22 protein-coding genes and 1 riboswitch are annotated in these 23,924 nt (G+C 70.5%); of the genes, 13 read left to right on the top strand and 9 right to left on the bottom strand.

Going from position 1 to position 23,924, the window contains the following annotated elements; genetic code table 11:
• Window positions 1-136: 136 nt before the first annotated feature.
• Window positions 137-1,153, bottom strand: coding sequence for a type III polyketide synthase (locus tag ACIG5F_RS39080; RefSeq protein WP_396525105.1), 1,017 nt, complete (start codon window positions 1,151-1,153; stop codon window positions 137-139).
• Window positions 1,154-1,280: 127 nt separating this feature from the next.
• On the opposite strand from ACIG5F_RS39080, the gene glgX reads away from it, so the two are divergent.
• The 3 genes from glgX to treZ are packed head-to-tail and all read left to right on the top strand — an operon-like array spanning window position 1,281 to window position 7,275.
• Entirely contained in the window at window positions 1,281-3,395 is a 2,115-nt protein-coding gene (glgX, locus tag ACIG5F_RS39075; protein WP_396525104.1) for a glycogen debranching protein GlgX, read from the top strand.
• Complete coding sequence (gene treY / locus ACIG5F_RS39070; RefSeq protein WP_396525103.1) at window positions 3,392-5,581, top strand: malto-oligosyltrehalose synthase; 2,190 nt, start codon at window positions 3,392-3,394, stop codon at window positions 5,579-5,581. Before glgX ends, treY begins: the two co-directional genes overlap by 4 nt.
• Window positions 5,578-7,275, top strand: coding sequence for a malto-oligosyltrehalose trehalohydrolase (gene treZ / locus ACIG5F_RS39065; protein ID WP_396525102.1), 1,698 nt, complete (start codon window positions 5,578-5,580; stop codon window positions 7,273-7,275). The genes treY and treZ overlap by 4 nt, the downstream gene beginning before the upstream one ends.
• Here treZ and ACIG5F_RS39060 read toward each other — a convergent pair.
• Window positions 7,261-7,563, bottom strand: coding sequence for a WhiB family transcriptional regulator (locus ACIG5F_RS39060; RefSeq protein ID WP_396525101.1), 303 nt, complete (start codon window positions 7,561-7,563; stop codon window positions 7,261-7,263). The two genes, treZ and ACIG5F_RS39060, sit on opposite strands and share 15 nt — an antisense overlap.
• Window positions 7,564-7,665: 102 nt before the next feature.
• Between ACIG5F_RS39060 and ACIG5F_RS39055 the strand changes: the two genes are divergently transcribed.
• From ACIG5F_RS39055 to ACIG5F_RS39040, 4 genes are all read left to right on the top strand, one after another.
• Window positions 7,666-8,343, top strand: a complete 678-nt coding sequence (locus ACIG5F_RS39055) for an ANTAR domain-containing protein (RefSeq protein WP_396525100.1) — start codon at window positions 7,666-7,668, stop codon at window positions 8,341-8,343.
• A gap of 119 nt (window positions 8,344-8,462) precedes the next feature.
• A complete protein-coding gene (locus ACIG5F_RS39050) occupies window positions 8,463-8,831 on the top strand; it encodes an STAS domain-containing protein (RefSeq protein WP_396525099.1) in 369 nt (122 codons plus the stop codon).
• Window positions 8,832-8,846: 15 nt separating this feature from the next.
• Entirely contained in the window at window positions 8,847-9,317 is a 471-nt protein-coding gene (locus tag ACIG5F_RS39045) for a hypothetical protein (protein ID WP_396525098.1), read from the top strand.
• Window positions 9,318-9,393: 76 nt separating this feature from the next.
• Entirely contained in the window at window positions 9,394-10,173 is a 780-nt protein-coding gene (locus ACIG5F_RS39040) for a SigB/SigF/SigG family RNA polymerase sigma factor (RefSeq protein WP_396525097.1), read from the top strand.
• Here ACIG5F_RS39040 and ACIG5F_RS39035 read toward each other — a convergent pair.
• From ACIG5F_RS39035 to ACIG5F_RS39025, 3 genes are all read right to left on the bottom strand, one after another.
• Window positions 10,163-11,062, bottom strand: a complete 900-nt coding sequence (locus tag ACIG5F_RS39035) for a nucleoside hydrolase (RefSeq protein WP_396525096.1) — start codon at window positions 11,060-11,062, stop codon at window positions 10,163-10,165. The two genes, ACIG5F_RS39040 and ACIG5F_RS39035, sit on opposite strands and share 11 nt — an antisense overlap.
• Entirely contained in the window at window positions 11,059-11,949 is an 891-nt protein-coding gene (locus ACIG5F_RS39030) for a GNAT family N-acetyltransferase (RefSeq protein ID WP_396525095.1), read from the bottom strand. Before ACIG5F_RS39030 ends, ACIG5F_RS39035 begins: the two co-directional genes overlap by 4 nt.
• Before the next feature lie 172 nt (window positions 11,950-12,121).
• Window positions 12,122-13,273, bottom strand: coding sequence for an adenosylhomocysteinase (locus tag ACIG5F_RS39025; RefSeq protein WP_396525094.1), 1,152 nt, complete (start codon window positions 13,271-13,273; stop codon window positions 12,122-12,124).
• A 72-nt stretch (window positions 13,274-13,345) separates the two neighbouring features.
• Here ACIG5F_RS39025 and ACIG5F_RS39020 point away from each other — a divergent pair, with 72 nt between their 5' ends.
• The 3 genes from ACIG5F_RS39020 to ACIG5F_RS39010 all read left to right on the top strand — a co-directional run bounded on the left by ACIG5F_RS39020 (window position 13,346) and on the right by ACIG5F_RS39010 (window position 15,180).
• Window positions 13,346-14,344 carry a LacI family DNA-binding transcriptional regulator gene (locus ACIG5F_RS39020; RefSeq protein ID WP_396525093.1) on the top strand — a complete coding sequence of 333 codons (999 nt, stop codon included), beginning with the start codon at window positions 13,346-13,348 and terminating at the stop codon, window positions 14,342-14,344.
• A 150-nt stretch (window positions 14,345-14,494) separates the two neighbouring features.
• On the top strand, window positions 14,495-14,731 hold the full coding sequence (locus ACIG5F_RS39015; protein WP_396525091.1) for a hypothetical protein: 237 nt from the start codon (window positions 14,495-14,497) through the stop codon (window positions 14,729-14,731).
• The gene (locus tag ACIG5F_RS39010; RefSeq protein WP_396525090.1) at window positions 14,725-15,180 is read left to right on the top strand and encodes an AAA family ATPase; all 456 of its coding nucleotides are present in this window, start codon (window positions 14,725-14,727) and stop codon (window positions 15,178-15,180) included. The genes ACIG5F_RS39015 and ACIG5F_RS39010 overlap by 7 nt, the downstream gene beginning before the upstream one ends.
• Here ACIG5F_RS39010 and ACIG5F_RS39005 read toward each other — a convergent pair.
• A complete protein-coding gene (locus ACIG5F_RS39005; protein ID WP_396525089.1) occupies window positions 15,165-16,076 on the bottom strand; it encodes an aminoglycoside phosphotransferase family protein in 912 nt (303 codons plus the stop codon). The genes ACIG5F_RS39010 and ACIG5F_RS39005 overlap by 16 nt on opposite strands.
• On the opposite strand from ACIG5F_RS39005, the gene ACIG5F_RS39000 reads away from it, so the two are divergent.
• Both ACIG5F_RS39000 and ACIG5F_RS38995 read left to right on the top strand, forming a co-directional pair.
• On the top strand, window positions 16,075-17,139 hold the full coding sequence (locus tag ACIG5F_RS39000) for a GNAT family N-acetyltransferase (RefSeq protein WP_396525088.1): 1,065 nt from the start codon (window positions 16,075-16,077) through the stop codon (window positions 17,137-17,139). The genes ACIG5F_RS39005 and ACIG5F_RS39000 overlap by 2 nt on opposite strands.
• 3 nt (window positions 17,140-17,142) lie before the next feature.
• Window positions 17,143-18,000, top strand: a complete 858-nt coding sequence (locus ACIG5F_RS38995) for a sigma-70 family RNA polymerase sigma factor (RefSeq protein WP_396525087.1) — start codon at window positions 17,143-17,145, stop codon at window positions 17,998-18,000.
• A gap of 34 nt (window positions 18,001-18,034) precedes the next feature.
• Here the strand turns inward: ACIG5F_RS38995 and ACIG5F_RS38990 are convergent, their stop codons facing one another.
• The 3 genes from ACIG5F_RS38990 to glyA form a co-directional block, all read right to left on the bottom strand.
• The gene (locus ACIG5F_RS38990) at window positions 18,035-18,394 is read right to left on the bottom strand and encodes a YciI family protein (RefSeq protein ID WP_396525086.1); all 360 of its coding nucleotides are present in this window, start codon (window positions 18,392-18,394) and stop codon (window positions 18,035-18,037) included.
• A gap of 66 nt (window positions 18,395-18,460) precedes the next feature.
• Complete coding sequence (locus tag ACIG5F_RS38985; protein ID WP_396525085.1) at window positions 18,461-20,662, bottom strand: ATP-dependent RecD-like DNA helicase; 2,202 nt, start codon at window positions 20,660-20,662, stop codon at window positions 18,461-18,463.
• Window positions 20,663-20,665: 3 nt separating this feature from the next.
• The gene (gene glyA, locus ACIG5F_RS38980; protein WP_396525084.1) at window positions 20,666-21,928 is read right to left on the bottom strand and encodes a serine hydroxymethyltransferase; all 1,263 of its coding nucleotides are present in this window, start codon (window positions 21,926-21,928) and stop codon (window positions 20,666-20,668) included.
• Between the two features lie 30 nt (window positions 21,929-21,958).
• Window positions 21,959-22,047: riboswitch (ZMP/ZTP riboswitch) on the bottom strand.
• Window positions 22,048-22,576: 529 nt separating this feature from the next.
• Between glyA and ACIG5F_RS38975 the strand changes: the two genes are divergently transcribed.
• Window positions 22,577-23,722, top strand: a complete 1,146-nt coding sequence (locus ACIG5F_RS38975) for a DUF222 domain-containing protein (protein WP_396525083.1) — start codon at window positions 22,577-22,579, stop codon at window positions 23,720-23,722.
• Window positions 23,723-23,924: the final 202 nt, after the last annotated feature.

The following is a 23,924-nucleotide window of genomic DNA, read 5'->3' as shown; positions in this document are numbered from 1 at the left end:
GAGGGCGGGGCATTGGCGGGAGGCATCGGCCGGTGTGGAGGGGACAGCCGGTGTGGAGGGGACAGCCGGTGTGGAGGGGACAGCCGGTGCGGAGGGATCGGCCGGTGCGGAAGAGGTGGCAGGGCGTGGGAGACGGCTACTGGTGGTCGAGCAGCAGGGCGTAGAGGGTCAACCCCGGTCCGAAGGCCAGCATCACGATCGGCCCGTCCACGGGCAGCAGCCGTTGCAGCACGAGCAGCACGGTGGCCGAGGAGCAGTTGCCGTGCTCGGACAGCACGGCCCGCGAGGCGTCCAGGGCGTCGGAAGGCAGCTCAAGGACGTCTTCGACGGTTTCGAGGATGCGCGGCCCGCCGGGATGCACGGCCCAGCCGGCGACGTGGCGAACGCCGTTGCGGCCGAGGAGGGTGTCCAGGGCCGGCCGCAGGTGCACGGCCAGCACGTCGGGCACCTTGGATGACAGCCCCATCCGAAATCCGAGGTCGGTGACCTCCCAGGTCATGTGGTCGGGGGTCGCGGCGTCGGTGACGGCGACCATGTCGACCACCCGCAGCGAGCCGCCGGGGGTGAGCACGGTGGCGACGGCGGCGTCGCTGAACAGGGCGTGGGCGACGATCTGGTCCCGCGCGATGCCGGCCGGCTGGACGTGCAGCGAGGTCAGCTCCACGTTGAGCAGCACCGCCGGCCGGGAGTGGGCGGCGACGTAGTCGGAGACCGCACCCAAGGCGGGAATCGCGGCGTAGCAGCCCATGTGCCCGAACACCAGTCGCCGCAGGTCGGACGGCATGCCGACATCCAGCGACACGTGCACGTCGACGCCCGGGCTGCCGTACCCGGTGCAGGAGGCGACGGCGAACAGCCCCACCTCCGAGGCGGCCACCCCGGCGTCGGCCAGCGCCGCCGACACCGCCGAGGCCCCCAGCGGCGACGCCTCGGCGGCGTAGCGGCGCATGCGCTGCCCGGTCGACCAGCCGGACACGTCCTCCAGCAGTGGATTCAGCACGGCATGCCGCCGCGCCACCCCCGAGTTGGCGAAGATGCGGGACCCGAAGCCGGGCGAGTCGACGTGTCGCCGGAAGTAGCCGTCCCACAGTTCCCGCTGCGACACGGACGGCGGCAGCGCCCGCCCCATACCGGCGATGCCCACGCCTGCCATAGCGCCTCCTCAGCGACGACGGGTGAAACACGTCACCCCTCCCCCACACTCCCACTTTCCTGGTTCAGTGGCCCATCGACCGCCCGACTGGTTTGATCGTCAGGCACTCGCTGGAAGGAGAGCGGCAATGCGTCCCTGGCCGGGCACCTCCTACCCGCTCGGCGCCTCTTACGACGGCGCCGGCACGAACTTCGCGTTGTTCTCGGAGGTAGCCGAGAGCGTCGACCTGTGCCTGTTCGACGCCGACGGCGCCGAGACCGTGGTGCGGCTGCCGGAGGTGGACGGCTTCGTCTACCACGGCTACCTGCCGGGCATCGGCCCCGGGCAGCGCTACGGCTACCGTGTGCACGGTCCCTACGATCCGGCCAACGGCCTGCGCTGCAACCCGAACAAGCTGCTGATCGACCCGTACGCCAAGGCCGTGGACGGCGCGGTGGACTGGGACGAGTCGCTGTTCGGCTACCGGTTCGACAACCCGGAGGAGCGCAACGACGCCGACTCGGCGGCGCACCTGCCCAAGTCGGTGGTGATCAACCCGTTCTTCGACTGGGCCGACGACCGCCGCCCACGCCGGCCCTACCACGAGACGGTGATCTACGAGGCGCACGTGCGCGGCACCACGATCAACCACCCGTTCATCCCCGAGGACCTGCGCGGCACCTACGCCGGCCTGGCCCACCCGGTGATGATCGAGCACTTCGCCCGGCTGGGGGTGACCGCGGTCGAGCTGATGCCGGTGCACCAGTTCATCGACGACCACCACCTGACCGAGCGCGGCCTGAGCAACTACTGGGGCTACAACACGATCGCCTTCCTGGCCCCGCACAACCGCTACGCGTCGCAGGCCGCGCTGGGCAACCAGGTGCAGGAGTTCAAGGCGATGGTGCGCTCGCTGCACGACGCCGGCATCGAGGTGATCCTCGACGTGGTTTACAACCACACCGCCGAGGGCAACCAGATGGGGCCGACGCTGTCCATGCGCGGCATCGACAACGGGGCGTACTACCGGCTGGTCGACGACGACCCCCAGTACTACATGGACTACACCGGCACCGGGAACTCGCTCAACGCCCGCAACCCGCACACCCTCCAGCTGATCATGGACTCGCTGCGGTACTGGGTGACCGAGATGCACGTGGACGGCTTCCGGTTCGACCTGGCCGCCACCCTGGCCCGCGAGTTCTACGACGTGGACCGGCTGTCGGCGTTCTTCGACATCGTGCAGCAGGACCCGGTGGTCAGCCAGGTCAAGCTGATCGCCGAGCCGTGGGACGTCGGGCCGGGCGGCTACCAGGTCGGCAACTTCCCTCCACTGTGGACGGAATGGAACGGCAAGTACCGGGACACCGTCAGGGACTTCTGGCGGGGCGAGCCGGGCACGCTGGGCGAGTTCGGCTCCCGCATCACCGGCTCCTCCGACCTGTACCAGGACGACGGCCGGCGGCCCTTCGCCTCCATCAACTTCGTCACCGCGCACGACGGCTTCACCCTCAACGACCTGGTCTCCTACAACGACAAGCACAACGAGGCCAACGGCGAGGACGGCAACGACGGGGCCAACGACAACCGGTCCTGGAACTGCGGGGCCGAGGGCCCGACCGACGATCCGCAGATCCTGGCCATCCGGGCCAAGCAGCGGCGCAACTTCATCGCCACCCTGTTCCTGTCCCAGGGCGTGCCGATGCTGTTGCACGGCGACGAGCTGGGCCGCACCCAGTTGGGCAACAACAACGTGTACTGCCAGGACAACGAGACCGCGTGGGTGGACTGGTCGCTGGCCAAGACCAACTCCGACCTGGTCGAGTTCACCGCCCGGATGGCCGCGCTGCGGGCCAAGCACCCGGTGTTCCGGCGGCGCAAGTTCTTCCAGGGCCGGCCGCTGCGCAAGGGCGACGACCGGCGCGACATCGCCTGGTTCAACCCGGACGGCGACGAGATGACCGAGGCCGACTGGGACACCGACTTCGGCCGCGCGGTCGGGGTCTTCCTCAACGGCGACGCCATGGACGAGCTGGACCGGCGGGGCGAGTGGGTCACCGACGACTCGTTCCTGTTGTGCTTCAACGCCTGGCACGAGGTCGTCGACTTCCGGATCCCCGACGGCGAGTACGGCAGCGACTGGCGTGTGGTGGTGGACACCTCGCTGGAGTCCAACGAGGAGCCCGACACCCACCTGGCCGGCGGCTCGACGCTGCCGGTGCCGGCCCGGTCCCTGGTGGTGCTCCAGCGGAGCGCCGAATGATCCCCTCCTCCACCTACCGCGTGCAGTTCGGGCCGGGCATGGGTTTCGACCGGGCCAAGCAGGTCGCGACCTACCTGCACCGGCTGGGCGTCGGCGCGCTGTACGCCTCGCCGCTGTTGCAGGCCACGCCCGGCTCCACCCACGGCTACGACGTCACCGACCCGACCTCGACCTCGGCCGGCCTCGGCGGCGCGGTCGCCCGTGAGGTGCTGCAACACCGGCTTCGCGAGCTGGGCATGGGTTTTGTCGTCGACATCGTGCCCAACCACGTGGGCATCTCGATCCCGCAGGCCAACCCGTGGTGGTGGGACGTGCTGCGCCACGGCCGGGAATCCGCGCACGCCGCCAAGTTCGACATCGACTGGTCCCGCGCGCCGATCCTGGTGCCGGTGCTGGGCGACGAGGACGGCTTGGACCAGCTGACCGTCGACGGCGATCACCTCGTCTACTACGAGCACATCTTCCCGATCGCGCCCGGCACCGCCGGCGGCACGCCGCGGGAGGTGCACGACCGCCAGCACTACCGGCTGGCGCACTGGCGGACCGCCAACACCGACCTGAACTACCGGCGGTTCTTCGACATCACCACGCTGGCGGCGGTGCGGGTCGAGGATCCCGAGGTGTTCGAGGCGACGCACCGCGAGGTGCTGAGCTGGGGCGTGGACGGCCTGCGGATCGATCACCCGGACGGGCTTTCCGACCCCGGCGGCTACCTGCGCCGGCTGCGCGAGGCCGCGCCCGAGGCGTGGATCGTGGTGGAGAAGATCCTGGGCGTCGGCGAGTCGCTGCCGGTGTCGTGGCCGGTCGCCGGCACCACCGGCTACGACGCCCTGCGCGAGGTCTGCGGCCTGTTCATCGACCCGAGCGGCGAGCCGCCGAACCCGAGTTCGCTGCAGTTCCTGGAGGACCACTGCAAGGTGGCCGCGGCGCGCACGCTGCTGCGGGCGGAGGTGCGGCGCATCAACGCGTTGCTGCCCTTCGACGACGAGGACACGGTCATCGAGCTGCTGTCCATGTTCCCGGTCTACCGCAGCTATCTGCCGGAGGGCCGGGCCGCGCTGGAGCAGGCGGCCTCGACGAGTCCGCAGGCGGCCGAGATCGCCCGGCTGATGCTGGCCGATCCGCACGGCGAGCTGGCCACCCGCGTGCAGCAGACCTCCGGCATGGTGATGGCCAAGGGCGTCGAGGACACCGCTTTCTACCGCTACAACCGGTTCGTCGCGCTGAACGAGGTCGGCGGCGACCCGTCCCGGTTCGGCGTCTCGCCGGCCGAGTTCCACGCCGCGATGCAGGCCCGCGAGGCCGGGTCGCCGGCGACGATGACGGCACTGTCCACTCACGACACCAAGCGGTCCGAGGACGTCCGGGCCCGGCTGGCCGCGCTGTCCGAGGTGGAGTTCGAGACCGCGTTCGCCCGGTGGACGCAGGCCCGGCCGCTGCCCGAGCGGTCGCTGACCCGGCTGGGCTGGCAGACGCTGGTCGGCACGTACCCGATCAGCGCCGACCGGCTGCGGGAGTACCTGGCCAAGGCGGCCAAGGAGGCCAAGGTCGCCACCTCCTGGGTGGACGGCAATCCCGAGGTGGACAAGGCCATCGCCGCCTGGCCGGACGACGTGTTCGGCGACGCCGGCCTGATGGCCGAGGTGACCGAGCTGGTCGACCGGATCACCCCGGCCGGCTGGTCGAACTCCTTGGGGCAGAAGCTGATGCAGCTGGCCGGCCCGGGCGTGCCGGACGTGTACCAGGGCACCGAGCTGTGGGACTTCTCGCTGGTCGACCCGGACAACCGGCGGCCGGTGGACTTCGAGCAGCGGGCGGCGCTGCTGGCCCGCGTCGACGACGGCTGGCTGCCCGACATCGACGCCTCGGGCGCGGCCAAGCTGCTGGTCACCACCCGGACGCTGCGGCTGCGCCGGGACCGGCCGGAGCTGTTCACCGGCTACCGCCCGGTGCCGGCCCAGGGTCCGGCGGCCGAGCACGTGACGGCCTTCGCCCGCAACGGGGTGGTGGCCGTGTGCACGCGGCTGCCGATCGGCCTGGACAACGCCGGCGGCTGGCGGGACACCGTGCTCCCCCTCCCGGCCGGCGAGTGGACCGACGTGATCACCGGCCGGCCCGTGGCCGCCAATCCCCTGCTGTCCGAGCTGTTGTCCTCCTACCCGGTAGCCTTGGTGGTGCGTTCGTGACCGAATTCTCCGTGTGGGCCCCGAACCGATCCCGCGTTCGGGTCCACAATGGACCTTCCGTGCACGAGATGACGGCCGGCGCGGACGGCTGGTGGCGGGTCGAGGTGCCCGACGCCGCGCCGGACTACGCCTTCCAGCTGGACGAGGAGCCGGACGAGCTGCCGGACCCGCGGTCCCGCTGGCAGCCCGACGGCGTGCACGAGCGCTCACGCCGCTACGACCACGCCGGGTTCCGGTGGACCGACGACGCCTGGACCGGCCGCCAGCTGCCCGGCGGCATCGTTTACGAGCTGCACATCGGCACCTTCACCCCCGAGGGCACCTTCGACGCGGCCATCGGCAGGCTCGACCACCTGGTCGAGCTCGGCGTGGACTTCGTGGAAGTCATGCCCGTCAACGCTTTCGACGGCCCGTACGGCTGGGGCTACGACGGCGTGCTCTGGTACGCCGCCCACGACCCGTACGGCGGCCCCGACGGCTTCAAGCGGTTCGTGGACGCCTGCCACAACCGCGGCCTGGCCGTGCTGCTGGACGTGGTCTACAACCACCTCGGCCCGTCTGGCGCCTACCTCGACCGGTTCGGCCCCTACTTCGCCGGCGAGACCATCTGGGGCCCGACGCTCAACCTGGACGGCCCGCAGTCGGACCAGGTCCGCCGCTACGTCGTCGACAACGCCTTGTCCTGGCTGCGTGACTTCCATGTGGACGGCCTGCGGCTGGACGCCGTGCACGCCCTGTCCGACCGCCGGGCGACCCATCTGCTGGAGCAGCTGTCGTCCGAAGTGGACGCGCTCTCCGTCCACTTGCGACGGCCGCTGAGCCTGATCGCCGAGTCGGATCTCAACGACGCCAAGCTGGTCACGCCGCGCGAGGCCGGCGGCTACGGCCTCCAGGCCCAGTGGAGCGACGACCTGCACCACTGTCTGCACGCGACACTGTCCGGCGAGCGCCAGGGCTACTACGGCGATTTCGGTTCCCTGCAAGCGCTTGCGCACACGTTGACCGGCGTGTTCTTCCATGCCGGCACCTGGTCGTCGTTCCGCGACCGCCACCACGGCCGCCCGGTGAACACGCTGACCACGCCCGGCCACCGGTTCCTTGGCTACCTCCAGAACCACGACCAGATCGGCAACCGGGCCACCGGCGACCGGCTGTCCGACACGGTGTCGCCGGGCCTGCTGGCCTGCGGGGCGGCCATCGTGCTGTGCTCGCCGTACACGCCGATGATCTTCATGGGCGAGGAGTGGGCGGCGTCCACGCCGTGGCAGTTCTTCGCCTCGTTCCCGGACCCGAAGCTGGCCGACGCGGTGCGCACCGGCCGTCGCAAGGAGTTCGCCGACCACGGCTGGGCCGCCCAGGACGTGCCGGATCCGGTGGACCCGGCCACGTTCGAGCGGTCCAAGCTGCGCTGGGACGAAGCCGGTACCGGCCGGCACGCGCAGATGCTGGCCACCTACCGGGCGCTGATCGCGTTGCGGCGCGGCCGGCCCGAGCTGGCCGACCCCCGCCTGCACGAGTTCACCGTGGACGTCGACGAGGCCAACCGCGTGCTCGTGCTGCACCGCGGCGGCCTGCGCGTGGTGTGCAACCTCGGCGGCAACCACATCGAGGTCGCCGGCACGGTGCTGTTCAGTTCGGCCGAGCCCGGCGGCCCGGAGTCGGTCACCGTGGTCGAGGTGTCAGCCGGCGGTTGACTTGATGCGCCGCCGGTCGGCCGAGATCACCGCGCGGCGCTCGTTCTCGCCCATGCCGCCCCAGATGCCGTAGGGCTCCTGCACCTGGATCGCGTGCCGCAGGCATTCGGCGCGCACCGGGCACGAGTAGCAGATACGCTTGGCGTTGGCCTCCCGCGCCTGCCGCGCGGTGCCGCGCTCGCTGTCCGGATGGAAGAAGACCGCGCTGTTGGCGCCGCGGCAGGAGCCCAGGCGCTGCCAGTCCCAGTTCTCCGAGACCGGGGTGGGCAGCCGGTGCACATCGGTCATAGCGCGCCTCCTCGTGCGAACTCGTCCGCACTCTGGTACCCGTCCCCGACGTGGCCAAACCCTCAGGTTTGGTGATCTCCCCCATCCGGGTACCCCGGCGCCGTGGACGAAGTGAGATTCGGCCCGGAACTGCTGGACCGGCTGCTCAAGCACCTGGTCACGGCCGTTCCGGGCTGTGACGGAGCCGGGGTGAGCACGTGCTCACGGAGCTTGCGCGCGATCGGCGTTGCCGCTGAGCACGACGTCGAGCAGTGGCAAAGCGGCGAGGGACCGGTGGTGGCCGCCGCGTCCGGCGAGGAGACGCTGGTCCGGGCCATGCCCGACGGGGTGACTTGGGTCACCGCGGTGCCGGGCAGCTGGACCGAGGAGGGGCCGTCGGTGCTGTCGGTCTACACCGACCACGAGCCCAAGGAGGACGACCTCCGGGTCATCGACCAGGTCGAGCCGCTGCTGGCCACCGCGACCGCCGTGATCGAGTTCTGCGCCGACGAGGTGCTGCGGGCCGACCAGATGGTGGAGATGGTGCAGAACCGGCGGCTCATCGAGCAGGCCAAGGGGCTGCTGATCGGGGCCCAGCGCTGCGACGCCGCGGCGGCGTTCCGCACGCTGGTGCGGTCCAGCCAGCACTTCAACGTCAAGCTGCGGGACCTGTCGGCCGCGCTGGTGGAGGTGGTCGGCGGGACGCCGGTCGCCGACCAGGAGCCCGGTGTCGGGCCGGTGACCGCGCCCCCGGAGCCGGCCATGCGGGCCGCGAGGATGACCTGGCAGGCGCTCGGTTGATCAACGCGACCCGGACTCGTGCGCTACGGTTGGATCCGCAGTGGTTGAGCAACCAGCCGCCGCGTTCGAGTCGGTGCCATGTCCCGACAGGTGCCCCTTCCCACTCCACGTGAGGAACTGTGACCGAGAACAGCAGCAGCAGCGCGCTCCCCATCGAGGTGGTGCTCGACCGGCCGGCTCCCGGCGTGGTCGTGGCCTCCGTCAGCGGGGAGCTGGACATGCTCACCGCGCCCCGCCTGCGGGCCGTCGTGACGGCCGAGCTGGCCGACTGCGCGGTGTTGGTGATCGACCTGGCCGGCGTGTCCTTCCTCGGCTCGGCCGGGCTGGCCGTGCTGGTGGAGGCCTCGCACGAGGCCGAGCGGCAGCAGGTGGAACTACGGGTGGTGGCCACCGGCCGGACCGTGCGGCGGCCGCTGGAGATCACCGGACTCGATGAGGTGTTGACCACGTTTCCCACCCGGGACGACGCGGTCGGCGCGCCCGGCTGAGATCAGGGGGGAACAATGGCCGACGTAGACGTCGACGGCACCGAGGTGACAGTGAGCGAGCACGAGTCCAGCACCAACGACAAGCCTCTGCCCGGGGCCGATGTGGAGGTGCGCATCGCCGCCGCGCCCGTGCACCTGTCGGTGCTGCGCGCGGTGGCGGCGGACCTGGCGATGCGGGCCGATTTCACGCTGGACGCGATCTCCGACCTGAAGATGGCCGTGGACGAGGCGTGCTCCGAGCTGATCTCGCGGTCCGTGCCCGAGGCGGAGCTGGTGTGCCGGTTCACCGTGGAGCAGGAGCAGATCCACTTCTCGGCCGAGGCCCCGACCACCTCGCTCACCCCGCCCAGCCGGGAGAGCTTCGGCTGGCGGGTGCTGACCGCGCTCACCGACGCCGTCAACACCTGGGTCGTGCCCGGCCCCGGGGACAGTCATGTCCTGCGCTTCGATCTGGTGAAGAAGCGATCCGACGCGGTGGCTCTGTGACTGAGCTTGCGAAGGAGCCATTCACCACGGCGGCGTTCTCGGTCGCAGACTCGCCGAGCGCCAGCGAGGTGGGACTGTGACTCGATCTTCTGAGCACGCCACCAACGACTACGCGCACCTGGATCCGCTGCTGCGGGAGCTGGCCGGCCTGGACGCCGACGACCCGCGGCGCACCGAGCTGCGGGACCAGCTGGTGACCGAGTTCCTGCCGGTGGCCCAGCACATCGCGCGGCGCTTCGGGCAGCGCGGCGAGCCGCACGACGACCTCGTGCAGGTCGCCACCGTCGGCCTGATCAGCGCCATCGACCGCTTCGACCCGGAGCGGGGCAGCGACTTCCTGTCCTTCGCCGTGCCCACGATCATGGGCGAGGTGCGCCGGCACTTCCGGGACACCAGCTGGTCGGTGCGGGTGCCGCGGCGGCTCAAGGAGCTGCACCTGGCCATCACCGCCGCCACCAACGAGCTGTCCCAGCACCTCGGCCGCGCGCCGACGCCCAGCGAGCTGGCCACACACCTGGGCATCAGCAAGGACGACGTGTACGAGGGGCTGGAGGCGTCCAACGCCTACCGCAGCTCCTCGCTGGACGAGCTCCTGGTCGGCACCGACAAGTCCGTCTCGCTCGGCGACGCCCTCGGCGACGAGGACCCCGAGCTGCTGGGCGTGGAGAACCGCGAGGCGCTGCAACCGCTTCTGCAGCAGCTGCCGGAGCGGGAGCGCACGATCATCATGCTGCGCTTCTTCGGCAACCTCACCCAGACCCAGATCGCCGACCGCATCGGCATCTCCCAGATGCACGTCTCCCGCCTGCTGGCGCGCACCCTCGTGGAGCTCCGCAAGGGTCTGCTCAACGAATAGCGCCGATCATCAGGTCCCAGAAGCGGTCCACGTCCAGTCCGGTCGCGACCAGGGCGTTGGGCTCGCGGCCGGTGACCCGGTCCAGGTCGACGACGGTGGCGCCGCGGGTGTGCGTGCCGGTGAGCTCGATCTCGACGTTGACCGGGCGGGCGGCGATGATCGTGGGGTCGATGACGGCCGCCACCGCGACCGGGTCGTGCACGGGCGGGCACTCGAAGCCGAAGTAGGCCCGGTAGGAGTCGGCGAAATAGGTCAGCAACTCGTGGCACACCCGGGCCAGCGGCGTGTTGATGTCCCGGATCCGTTGCAGCACTTGAGGTGTGGCCAACGCCCGGTGGGTGACGTCGAGGCCGCACATGGTGATCGGCAGCCCGGAGCGGAAGACGACGTCGGCGGCCTCGGGGTCGGCCAGGATGTTGAACTCGGCCAGCGGCGCCATGTTGCCGCGGCCGGTTGAGCCGCCCATGAGCACGATGCGCTCGATGTTCTCGATGCCTTGGCGCACAAGGGCGGCGACGTTGGTCAGCGGGCCGGTGGCGATGACGGTGGTCGGCTCGCACAGCACATCGGACGCCAGCTGAAAGGCGGTGCGGGGATCGGCGTCGACGGTCGGCGGCGGGAAGTCGGGGCCGTCCAGGCCGCTCTCGCCGTGGATTTCCCCGGCGTACAAGGGATCTTGCGCCAGCGGACGGTCGGCGCCGGCGGCGATGGGCACGTCGGTGATGCCGGCGACGGTGCACATCCGGCGGGCGTTGAGCGTGGTCCGGGCCAGCGTCTGGTTGCCGGCCACCGTGGTGATCGCCCGCAGGTCGAGGCGGCGCGCGGCCAACAGGATGGCCAACGCGTCGTCATGGCCGGGGTCGCAGTCGAGGATCACCCGTGTGGTCATGCCCCCATGGTCCCAGTCACCGGCCGCCGGTAGATGTTGGCCCGGTACGACACCGCGAATCCCAGGCGCTCGTACAGGGTGAAGGCCTTGGTCGGGCTGGACGTGTTCACGCCCAGCCCGACCGCCTTGCGCCCCAGCCGCGCGTTGGCGGCGATCGCCGTGGACAGCAGCGCGGCGGCCAGCCCGCGCCGGCGGTGGTCCGGATGCACCCCGAGCCACTTCACCCAGCCCTCGCCGGTGTCCTCGGCGTGATCGGTCGACAGCAGGGCCCCGGCCAGCTCGCCGTCTTCGGTCACGGCCACCAGGCACTCGGCCAACGCGAGGCTCGCGGTCGCGGCGTAGTCGTGGCTGTCGCCGAACGCCGCGCGCAGGATCTCCACGCAGGCCGGCAACTCCTCGGCTTTCATGGCACGAACGGCAGTGCCGGCCGGCGGCTGCTCGTCCCCGGTCAGCGGCCGGGACATCCGCGCGTGCTGGCGGTAGAACACGAAGCCGGCGTCCGCCAGGACCCCGATGTACTGCTCCTCGGCCGGCAGCGCGCCGGCCTCGGCCGTCACGTCACCCGGCGCGCGCTCGGCGACCCGCCCCACCAGCAGGTCGATCAGCGTCGCCTGCACCGACGGGCCCTCGCCCGGCCGGGCATAGGCCTCGCAGAACCAGTCCTCCGGCGTGAGATGGCCCCAGCCGACCAGGCGGCCGTCGCCGTCCCGCACCAGCCAGGAGTCGGCCGCCGGGTCGAACCCTGGTCCGGTCAGCGCCGCCGTCACGTCGTCGGCGGTGTAGTCCGGGTAGCCGATCGCGGCGATGTCGCTGGCGTGCACCAGTTCCAGGATCTCTGTGACGTCGGCCAGCGACGGACGCCCGGTCCGGTACCCCTCGGGAAGCATGGGGGCAGTGAATCCCCTGGCCGCGCGCCCGTCCAACCAATAACCCCTTCGGGCAGACCGATCACGGCAACTGCACCCCGCACGAGCCGTCGGCCCGCAGCCGCGCCGCGTCCTGGCCCGGCGGCGCGCCGAACAGCTCGCGGTACTCGCGGCTGCTGGCCATGGACGTCCGCTACTGATAACGATCGGCCAGGTAAGCGTTTGCCACCTGCGCGTCGATCTCCACCGGCACCGGCACCACACAGCTGGTCTCGTCCACCCGACCACGGGCAACGGCCTCAAGACACCGGGCCTGCAAGGCAAAGCCGAGATCCATCGACTCGATGGAGTTGCCCAGCGCCCGCGGGCCGGCGAGGTTGACCATGTGTCCCTTGGCCACCAGGTGGATCCGGCGGCCGTCCGCGAGTTCCAGGGTCGCCAGGTCGTCCTCGCGCTCGCGGACGGCCGCCCCCGGCGTGTCGAGCAGGCCGTCGACGTCGATCTCCACCGGGAAGTGCCCGGCGTTGGCCAGGATCACGCCGTCCCTGAGCAACGGCAGATCCCCGGCGGTGATCACCCCGCTGGCCCCGGTGACGGTGATGATCACGTCCGCTGTGGACAGCGCGGTTTCCCTCGGCGGGGTGTCGAAACCGTCCAGATGGGCCCGCAGCCGGGTGACCGGGTCGGCCTCCACGACGGAGACCTTGGCGTGCGCGCCGCGGAAGTTGTCGGCGACCCCGCGGCCGCACGCGCCGTAGCCGACGACGGTCACCCGCTGGCCGTTGGTGACCCGATTCGTCAGCCGCAGCAACGATTCCAGCACGCTCTGGCCGACCGCGTGCTGGTTCTCGGCGAACTGCTTGATCGGGCTGTCGTTGATCACCAGGATCGGCCGGCGCAGCCGCTCGCGCAGCCGCTCCAGGCGCATCCGGCCCGATGTCGTCTCCTCGGTGCCGCCCCGCAGGCCCGGGTACGGGTCCTCAAGGTACCGGGCGAACAGGTCGCCGCCGTTGTCCAGCAGCAGATCCGGCCGCCTGGCCAGCAATTCCCGTTGGTACCGGCCGTGTTCACCCTCGTCCCGGGTCTGCGCCCCGATCACCGTGACGCCTTCGGACCGGAGCACCTCGACCGCCGCCGGCTGGGTGCTGTTGAGATTGCCGGTCGCCACCACCTCCGCGCCGCCCTTGCGCAGCGTCGTCAGCAGCGCCACCGTCTTGGCCTCGAGGTGGATCCCGGCGCCGATCGTCACCCCCTCGAACGGCCGCGTGACCGCGAACTCCGCGCCGATCGCCGTCAGCAGCCGGCAGTGCTGTCGCGTCCAGTCGATCCGGGTGGCCGTCGCCATGGGCGGGTCCTCACTGTGGGAGTACTACGTAGTACGTGGCAAGCTAGCACGAACCGTCGAGGGAGCCCACCGTTGCCCAGTCGCAGGTCCGTGACCAGCGTCGATGTCGCCCGCGCGGCCGGCGTCTCGCAGACCACCGTGTCCCTGGTGTTCTCCGGGCGGGCCGCCGGCCGGGTCTCCGACCGCACCCGGGCGCTGGTCGAGTCCACCGCCGCCGCCCTCGGCTACGTGCCCAACGCCCCCGCCCGCGTTCTGCGCGGCGGCCGGCCCCAGGTGCTCGCCCTGGCCGTGCCCGACGTCAGCAATCCCTACTTCGCCCGCGTGCTGCTCGGGGCCGAGCAGGCGGCCCGCTCGGCCGACATGGCCGTGCTGCTGGTCGACACCGGCTCCGACGACGACTGGGCCGGCCGCCTGGTCTCCATGAGCAAGGTCGGCATGTTCGCCGGCGCCGTCGTCTACGCCGAGGCCGCCCCGGTCACCGCCCGCCTGGCCGCCGACCTCGACCACGTCGTCTTCGTCGAATGCCCCGATCCCGCCGGCCGGTCCGCCGTCGACATCGACATCGCCGCCGCGCTGCGCGATGTCGTCGCCCACCTGCACGACCTCGGCCACCGCCGCATCGGCCACGCCCAGGCCGCCGCCCGTCGCCGCACTTTCCAGCTACGGCAACGCTTTCTCACCTCGGAGCTGCGCCGCCACGGCCTCACCCCCGCGCGCTACCGCTCCCCCTTCGACATCGACGAGGCCACCCTGCTGGCCGCCCGCTTCCTGCGCCGCACCGACGTCACCGCCATCTTCTGCGACGACGACATCCTCGTCGCCGCGCTGTATCGGGCCTGTTCCCGGCTGCACGTCGCCATTCCCGGCGACCTCTCCCTGATCGGCTTCAACGACGTCGACCTCGCCCGCTACCTCTCCCCCGAAGCCACCTCCGTCGCCATCCCCGCCGAATCGCTGGGCCGCATGGCCGTCGAGGCCCTGCTGTCCGACATCGCGGGCGAACCGCCCACCAGGGTCACCGCCCCGCTGACCCTCAACGTCCGCGGCTCCACCGGCCCGGCCCCGAACTGACCGGCCGTGTTCCCTGACCGCCAGGAAACGGTTTCCGGCATTCGAGTGAACCGACGCGATCGCAGTCACACGGCCGACGGTTTCTCCGTTGGACCTCCAACGGAGCGCGGCTTCCCGGCACGGCGGGTCGAAACACTTGGGGAGACAACAGTGTCAACCGCAGCGGTGCCATTCGTCCGCAGACGCTATCGCGACCGGCGGAGGGGACTCTCCGCCAACACGTCCCGCAGCGATCCGCTGCTGACCCAGTTCGCCTACCTCAACCAGGACATCTGCTCCATGGCGCCCACCGCCGTCTACTCCGCCGGCCGCGGGGCCGACGCCGGCAACGCCGACACCGTCTGGAACAAGGCCGTCACCCCGGACGGGACCAAGGCATCGTGCTGACCGGCTGTCTGATCATCGTCTGCGGGCTGCCGGGCAGCGGCAAGACCACCCATGCCCGACGGCTCGCGGAGCAGCGGGGTGGCGCTCGGCTGTCTCCCGACGAGTGGATGGACGCGCTGGGCGTGAACCTGTGGGACTCGGCGATGCGCGACCGGGTGGAGAAGCTGCAATGGTCGCTGGCCAAGGACCTGCTCCGGGCCGGCGTGACCGTCATCGTCGAATGGGGAACCTGGAGCCGCGCCGAGCGGGACGCCCTGCGCGTCGAGGCCAGAGAGCTGGGCGCCTCGGTGGAACTGGTCTACCTGAATGTCCCGCTCGATGAGCTGTGCCGGCGCATTCACGGCCGCAACCATGAGGATCCGCCCATCACGCGAGCCGACCTCGAGGCATGGAGCCTCGTCTTCGAACCGCCGGACCAGACGGAGATGCGGCTCTACGACTCGGCCTGACTCGCGTCGGCGAGAATGCCGTCGAGGATGGTGGCGGCCTCCTCGTCGCCGCGGGCGCAGGTGACGAGGGTCTTCCACAGGGCCCAGCCGCGGGCGCGGGCCCAGGTGGCATCGTCGACGGCGAGCCGGCGGCGGAAGGCCGCGCGGGCGGTCGGGGTGAGCAGGGTCCAGGCGATGGCGAGGTCGCAGGAGGGGTCGCCGACGCCGCAGGTGCCGAAGTCGATGACGGCGGACAGGTCGCCGTCCACGAGCAGGAGGTTGCCGGGAGCCATGTCGCCGTGGAACCAGGTCTCCACGCCGTCCCAGGGGGTGTCGAGCGCGGAAGCCCAGATCTCGCGGGCCAGTGGCACGTCGATGTGGCCGTCCAGGGCGGCGAACGCCCGCTGGACAAGGGAATCGAAGGTACGCAGCGTGCCGCCCCGGAACCAGTTGTGCGTGCCCGGTTGGGGACCGTCGGCGGCATCGATGCGCTGGAGGGCAGCCAGGAAGGCGGCCAGGTCCAGCGCGAAGCGAACGGGGTCGGCGATGCGGTCCGGACGGGCGGCCGAGCCGGGGAGCCATCGGTAGACCGACCACGGGAACGGATAGTCGGCGTCGGGCCGGCCCTGGGCCAGCGGGACGGGGACGGGAAGCGGCAGCCGGGGCGCGAGGGCCGGCAGCCAGCGTTGCTCCTTGGCCACGGCCAGGGCGTATTCGGCGGCGCTGGGCAGGCGCACCAGCATCGCCTCCCCGAGGTGGAATGTGAGGTTGTCCCAACCACTTTTGGCCACGGGCCGAATCGGCAGCCCGGCCCACTGCGGGAACTGGTCGGCAATCAGCCGTCGCACCTGCGCGGCGTCGACAGTGATGCGTTGCGGCGGCGGACCAAGGCTCAAGGCGGCATCCTTGCTAGACATGGAAAGCGTGAACGATACGACGCCGCCGCCCCGCATCGAACCGTTTTTCCCGGACAGATGCGGTCAGGCGGCGCTGGACGAGTGCGCGGCGCTGGTGTTGGCCAGCCGGGCCGTGGACTGGCCGGACGTCCCGCAGCACGCGACCGCGGAGATGATCGTCAGACGGATGCGCGATCCGGATCCGGGCGAGGGCGAGCGGCTGCGCTGGGCCGCCTATCTGGACGACCGGCTGGCCGGCTTCCTGCGGCTCATCGTGCCCGAGCAAGGCGCCGAGGGGGCGGTGGAGATCACCGTGCATCCGGACCTTCGCCGTCGCGGCGTCGGCTCCGCGCTGCTGCGCACCGTCCTGCCCGTGCTGCGCGACCGTGGCCGCACCATCATCGAGGGCTGGTGGATCGCCGCCGACGGAGTCGGCGAACGATGGGCCGTGGAGCGGGGATTTCGCCGCACTCACACCACCGTGATCCAGGATCTCGCGCTGCCGCAGGCGGACGTGTCCCGTTGGGCGGCCGGAACCCCGGCCGGCTATCGGACAGTTCAGTGGATCAATCACGCGCCCGAGGACCTGGTCGCGTCCTACGCCACCGCCCGCCGGGCGATCGAGGACGCCCCGCTCGGCGACGCGGTCTTCGAGTCCCCGGCCTGGACCGTCGAGCGCATCCGCCAGATCGAGACGGAACAGGCCGAGTTGGGGGTCGAACAACGCGTTGTCGTCGCGGTGCACGAGGAGTCCGGGACGGTGGCCGGCTTCACCGAACTCGAGCTGTACCCCGCCGACAGACAGGTCGCCAACCAGTACGACACCGCCGTGCTGCCGGCCCATCGCGGTCACGGCCTGGGCCTGCACATCAAGGCGCGCATGGCCTCGTGGCTGCGAGCCGACCATCCCGAGATCACCCGCGTCACCACGTCCACCGGGGCCGAGAACACCCACATGATCAGGCTCAACACCGCGCTCGGCTTCGTCACCTCCCGCACCATGGCCGTGGTGACCGGCGAGCTCGGTCACATCGAGGGCAGCCGCGGGCTCATGAGGGAGAGCCTTGACGACGGGACGGTGTGACCGATGAACGAGACCGAGTGGCTGGCCGAGCGGTTCGAGCGGGAGCGGACGCGACTGCGAGCGGTGGCCTATCGGATGCTGGGGTCGGTGACGGAGGCCGATGACGCGGTGCAGGACGCGTGGCTGCGGCTGAGCCGGGTCGATTCGGGTCAGATCGACAACCTGGCCGGCTGGCTGACCACGGTCGTGGCCCGGGAGTGCCTGCACCAGTTGCGGTCCCGTCGGCACCGCAAGGAAGACCCGTGGGCCACGCACCGGCCGGAGCTGCTCGTGACCGAGGAAGGACCGGAGCAGGAGGCGCTCCTGGCCGATTCGGTGGGCCTCGCGCTGCTGGTGGTGCTGGAGCAGCTCACGCCCGGGGAGCGGTTGGCGTTCGTGCTCCACGACCTGTTCGACGTGTCCTTCGCCGAGATCGCCGACATCATGGGCCGCACTCCCGCCGCCACCCGCCAGCTCGCCAGCCGGGCGCGGCGGCGAGTGCACGGCGCGGAAATCCCACGGCCGGAACCGGATCTGGCTCGCCAGCGCAAGGTCGTCCATGCCTTCTACGCGGCGGCGCGGGCGGCGGATTTCGACGCGCTGGTCAAGGTCCTCGATCCGGAAATCGTGCTGCGAACCGATTTCGGCGGCACGCGGCCGCCGACCGTCGTGCACGGCGCGTCGGCGGTGGCCAAGCAGTCCCGCGCCCCGCAGGGCGGCCAGCTGCGCCCGGTGGTGGTCAACGGCGCGATCGGCGCGCTGATCACCCACGGCGGGCAGCCGTTCTCGGTGATGGTCTTCACCGTGGCCGACGACCGGATCGTCCGCATCGACGTCATCCGCGACACCCCGCGTGTCCGCGCGGTCATGGACCGGACCTAGCGAACGGGGCCCGGCCGCCCGGGCCCCGCCCCCCTCACCAGTACTTGGCCGTGGGCCGCACCTCTACCGCACCACCCATGCGGGCCTGTGGGATACGTGCCGCGATCCCGACCGCGGCCTCCAGGTCCTCGGCCTCGACCACCAGGAACCCGCCCACCGCGCTGGTGGCGTCGCGGAACGGGCCCTCGCTCCGGACGGTCGAGCCGTTCTCGACCCTGACCGTCGTCGCGTCCTTGGGCAGGCCCAGCGGCGGCCCGCCGGCCACGTTCTCCATCGCGCTGACAGCCGCCCAGTCGGCGTAGGCCGCCTTCTTTTCCACCGCCGACACCGACTCCGCCCCGGGTGTGCCCGGCAGGGGATACGTGCCGTGGTGGATCACCAACACGAACTGCATTCCGTCCTCCTCAACAGGTACGTGTACCCATGAGCCCCGTCGCCGCGCCGATGTGACAGCACCGGCTCAGGCGATGCGGATCCGGTGCGCCAAGGCGGTGTAGCGGCGGCCGGTGGAGGGGGTGCGGACGGCCTGCTGGATGGCCCGGCGGGACCCGACCAGGACGACGAGCTTCTTGGCCCGGGTCACCGCGGTGTAGAGCAGGTTGCGTTGCAGCATCATCCAGGCGCTGGTGGTGATGGGGATGACCACGCAGGGGTATTCGCTGCCCTGGGAGCGGTGAATGGTGATGGAGTAGGCGTGCACGAGTTCGTCCAGTTCGCCGAACTCGTAGTCGACGTCCTCGTCCTCGTCGGTGCGGACGGTGAGGGTCTGGTCCTCTATGGACAGTGCGGTGACCACGCCGACGGTGCCGTTGAAGACGCCGGCGACGCCCTTGTCGTAGTTGTTGCGGATCTGGGTGACCTTGTCGCCGACGCGGAAGACGCGGCCGCCGAAGCGGCGTTCGGGCAGGGACGGCTTGGACGGGGTCAAAGCCTCCTGCAACGACACGTTCAGCGCGCCGGCGCCGGCCGGGCCGCGGTGCATGGGGGCCAGCACCTGGATGTCGCGCCGGGGGTCGAGCCCGAACTTGCGGGGAATGCGGTTGGCCACCACGTCGACGGTCAGGGCGGCGACCTCTTCGGTGTCGTCCTGGGCGAACAGGAAGAAGTCGGGCAGGCCGTCGGTCACCGGCTGACGACCGGAGTTGATCAGGTGCGCGTTGGTGACGACGCCGGACTGCTGGGCCTGGCGGAAGATCTGGGTCAGCCGGACCCGGGGCACGGGCTCGGCGGCCAGCAGGTCCCGCAGCACCTCGCCGGCCCCGACACTGGGCAACTGGTCGACGTCGCCGACGAGCAGCACATGCGCCCCCGGCGGCACGGCCTTGAGCAACTTGTTGGCCAGCAACAGGTCCAACATGGACACTTCGTCGACGACAAGCAGGTCGACGTCCAGCGGACGGTCCCGGTCGTAGGCGGCGTCGCCGCCGGGCTTGAGCTCCAGCATCCGGTGCACGGTGGCGGCGTCCACCCCGGTCAGCTCGGCCAGCCGCTTGGCCGCCCGGCCGGTGGGGGCGGCCAGCATCACCTTGGCGTTCTTGGCCTTGGCCAGCATCACGATCGACCGCACGGTGAAACTCTTGCCGCAGCCCGGTCCCCCGGTCAGCACCGCCACCTTTTCGGTCAGGGCCAACCGAACGGCCTGCTCCTGCTCGGGCGCCAAGGTCGTGCCGGTGGACCGCTTCAACCAGTCCAGGGCCTTGCCCCAGTCCACGGACGCGAACGAGGGCATACGGTCCACATCGGACCGAAGCAGCCGTGAGAGCTGGTTGGCCAGCGAGATCTCGGCCCGGTGGAAGGGAACCAGGTAGATCGCGGCCGGATCGCCCTCGAAGATCTCCTCCCGGACCACGCCTTCCTCGTCGACCAGTTCCCGCAGGCAGTCGGTGACCAGCGTGCTGGGGACCTCCAGGATCTCCACCGCCTTGGCCACGAGCTCGTCCTGCGGCAGAAAGCAGTTCCCGTCGCCGCTGGCCTCCGACAACGTGAACTGGATGCCGGCCTTGACCCGCTGCGGACTGTCGTGCGGGATGCCGACGGCCTTGGCCAGCGTGTCGGCGGTCTTGAAGCCGATGCCCCACACGTCGGCGGCCAGCTTGTACGGCTCCTCCTTGACCACCCGGATCGAGTCGTCCCGGTAGGTCTTGTAGATCCGCACGCCCAGCGAGGTCGACACGCCGACCTCCTGGAGGAACAGCATGACCTCCTTGATCGCCTTCTGTTCCTCCCACGCGCCGGCGATCAGCTTGGTGCGCTTGGGACCCAGCCCCGGCACCTCGATCAGCCGGCCCACGTCGGTCTCGATGACGTCCAATGCGGTCAGCCCGAAATGCTCGACGATCCGGTCGGCGATCCGCGGCCCGATCCCCTTGACCAGGCCCGATCCCAGGTAGCGCCGGATGCCCTGCACGGTGGCCGGCAGCACGGTGGTGTAGGAGTCGACGTGGAACTGCTTGCCGTACTGGGGATGGCTGCCCCACCGGCCGCGCAGCCGCAGGCTCTCCCCCGGCTGCGCGCCCAGCAGCGCTCCCACCACCGTGAGCAGGTCACCGCCGCCGCGGCCGGTGTCGACCTTGGCGACGGTGTACCCGGTCTCCTCGTTGGCGAAGGTGATCCGCTCCAGCGAGCCCTCGACCACGGCGTAGCCATAGGACTCGCCGGACATCGATCAGGCCCAGCCCGGCATCGGGTAGGCGGCCAGCAGCTCGGCGATCTCGGCCGCGGTGGCGTCGACCACGGACTCGTCGCCGTCGGCGGCCGCGGTCACGACCCGGTCGATCCAGGCCGCCAGCTGCGGCATCTGCTCGACGCCGAGGCCGCGGGTGGTGATGGCGGCCGTGCCCAGGCGGATGCCGGACGGGTCGAACGGCTTGCGCGGGTCGAACGGCACCGTGTTGTAGTTGAGCTCGATGCCGGCCCGGTCCAGCGCCTTGGCCGCCGGCTTGCCGGCGACGTTCTTGGACGTCAGGTCGATCAGCAGCAGGTGGTTGTCGGTGCCGCCGGAGACCAGGTCGAAGCCCCGCTCGGACAGCGCCTCGGCCAGTGCCTTGGCGTTGGCCACGATGTTGTGCGCGTACGTCCGGAAGTCGTCAGTGGCGGCTTCCTTCAGCGCCACCGCGATGCCGGCGGTGGTGTGGTTGTGCGGGCCGCCCTGCAAGCCCGGGAACACCGCCTTGTCCAGCGCGGAGGCGTGCTCGGCGTCGGACATCAGCATCGCGCCGCGCGGGCCGCGCAGCGTCTTGTGCGTGGTCGTGGAGATCACGTTGGCGTGGCCCACCGGCGACGGGTGCGCGCCGCCGGCGATCAAGCCGGCGATGTGCGCGATGTCCGCCGCCAGCACCGCCCCGACCTCGCGGGCGATCTCCGCGAACGCCGGGAAGTCGATCGTGCGCGGGATGGCCGTGCCACCGCAGAAGATCACCTTCGGCCGCTCGGCCCGGGCCAGGTCACGCACCTCGTCCATGTCGACGCGGCCCGTCTCCTTGGTCACGCCGTAGCGCACCGCGTTGAACCACTTGCCGGTCGCCGAGACCGTCCAGCCGTGGGTCAGGTGCCCGCCCGAGGGCAGGCCCATGCCCATGACCGTCTCGCCCGGCTTGAGGAAGGCCAGGTAGATCGCCAGATTGGCCGGCGAGCCCGAGTAGGGCTGCACATTGGCGTGCTCCACCCCGAACACGTCCTTGGCCCGCTGCACGGCCAGCTGCTCGATCGGGTCGATGAACTGCTGGCCCTCGTAGTAGCGCTTGCCGGCGTAGCCCTCGGAATACTTGTTGGTCAGCACCGTGCCGGTCGCCTCCAGCACGGCGGTGGAGACGTAGTTCTCGGAGGCGATGAGCCGGATCTTGTCGTGCTGGCGCTTGGCCTCCGACTCCACCAGTCCGGCCAGCTCCGGGTCGGTGGCGGTCAGTGCGGTGAGTGCGGGCTGATGCATCGTCGAACTCCCCTGTGGTGCGGTTGTGGCAGCTGACACCCAGGCGCGCGACGCCACCGTTCTCCGAGTCGCTCCCCGGTGGTCGATTCCACCCCATCACGCCAGTCGCGACGCTGGATCATCCTAGTGGGGCCGGCCAGTGTTACGGCGTCGAGGTCGGGGTCGGGTCGGGGGTCGGGGGGAGCAAGGGCGTGGCTTGGTCGGTGTCGGTGGGTGGGGCTGCGCTTGGGGGTCCTGCCGGGCTCAGGGGTGGGGGCATTGTTCGGTTTGGGGGGTGGGTGGATCGTTTTGGGTTGGTGGCGGCGGGGTGAAGTCTGATTGAGGGGTGAGGGGGCGTTATCCAGCTGACTCCGGGGGCAGTTTGGTTAGTGACTCCGGGTGGATTTTGCGCGGAGACCTCTGGGCGATGGCGTATCAAGGCGCTATCGGGCAGGCTCCGCCTGCCTCGATACGCAAGAAGCTTATGCCATCGCCCCCCTCCGCGCAAAATCCACCCTCCGGAGCGTGGAGGTGTAGATGATTGTTGCCGTGGTGCTTTGGGTGGGGTCGTGATGCTGGTTGTGGGGTCGTCGTCTCGATTATGCATGAAACACAGGTTCACCCGTTAGTGGTTCGATTTGGATCTTGACCGGGAGTATTCTAGGAGGCATGGAAGAAATCACCCGAGAGCTGGAGTCCACTGAGCCTTCGGGAGCGATGCTGGACCTGCTCCTCGGCGCGGATCTCTCCACCCTCACACCCGAGCAACAAGTCACCGCATTCGTCATGGCCCGCAAGATCACGGCGGTTGCCGACCACGCTCGGCTGTGCATTCTTCGGAATTTCGACGACCTGGCCGAGATGTCCACGGCCACCCACGAGTCGGAGCAGTCCCTGTTCCGCCAACAGGAGCGCGCCGAGGTCCTGGACCGGCTGCCTCGGCTGTGTGAGCAGCTGCGGCGCGGGGAGATCGACCTACGCCGGGTGGAGACCGTGGACGAGCGGGTGGTCCACCTCGACCCCGCCACGATCCCCCAGATCGAAGACCAGCTGGTCGAGGTCGCCGCCGAGCTCACCCGCACCCAACTCGCGCGCCGGACCACCAAGCTCGTGGCCGAGGCCGATCCGCTGGGCTACGAGCAGCGCCGCCAGAAGGCCCGTGACAAGGAACGCCGGATCGAGTTCTACCCCCTGCCCAACGGCATGGCCGAACTCCGCATCCGCATGTCCGCGATCGACGCCCGGCAGTGCTACGACATCGCCACCGCCGACGCCCGCGCGCTGTGCAAGGACTGCCGCACCACCGACCAGAAGCGAGTCGACGCCTTCCTGGACCGCTTCCTCGGGTACGGCATCGACCGCACAGTCCAGGTCCACGTCACCCTCTCCATGGAAACCCTCATGGGCTTGACCGAGGACCCGGGCCTGCTCGACGGCTACGGCCCCATCAGCGCCGACTCCGCCCGCGAGCTCGCCATGCTCGGCCCGTGGCGTGGGGTCCTGCTCGATGAGTATCAGCGAGCCGCCGCGATGGCCACCCACCTGTACAAGCCCCCGGCCCGCTGTCGGGAGTTCACCAAGCTCCGTGACGGCGGCACCTGCTGCGCCCCCGGCTGCATCAACCCCATCCAGGAAATCGACCACACCATCCCCTGGCCCCAAGGCAAAACCAACCCGGACCAGCTCAAGGGCTACTGCCAACACCACCACCACCTGAAGCACGGCGACCACACCGTCACCCTCGACGACGACGGCACCCTGCATTGGGTCACTCCCCAGGGCCGGCACTACACCACTCAACCCCACCAGTACTGACCACGACCCGCCCCGAATACCGCCCACCGCACCTGTTCTTTGACAATTCCACAGCGAACCGAAACACCCCCTCCAACAACACAAAGCCGGCAACCTGCGAAAGCGACCGGCAACACAGACTTTCCACTTCGACAATCGGAGGGTGGATTTTGTGTGGAGGGGGGCGATGGCATAAGCTTCTTGCGTATCGAGGCAGGCGGAG

Source organism: Kutzneria sp. NPDC052558, assembly GCF_044547355.1.
Taxonomy (GTDB): Bacteria; Actinomycetota; Actinomycetes; order Mycobacteriales; family Pseudonocardiaceae; genus Kutzneria.
The sequence above is the reverse complement of the archived record's forward strand: the minus strand, read 5'-3'. Positions and strand labels throughout refer to the sequence as shown.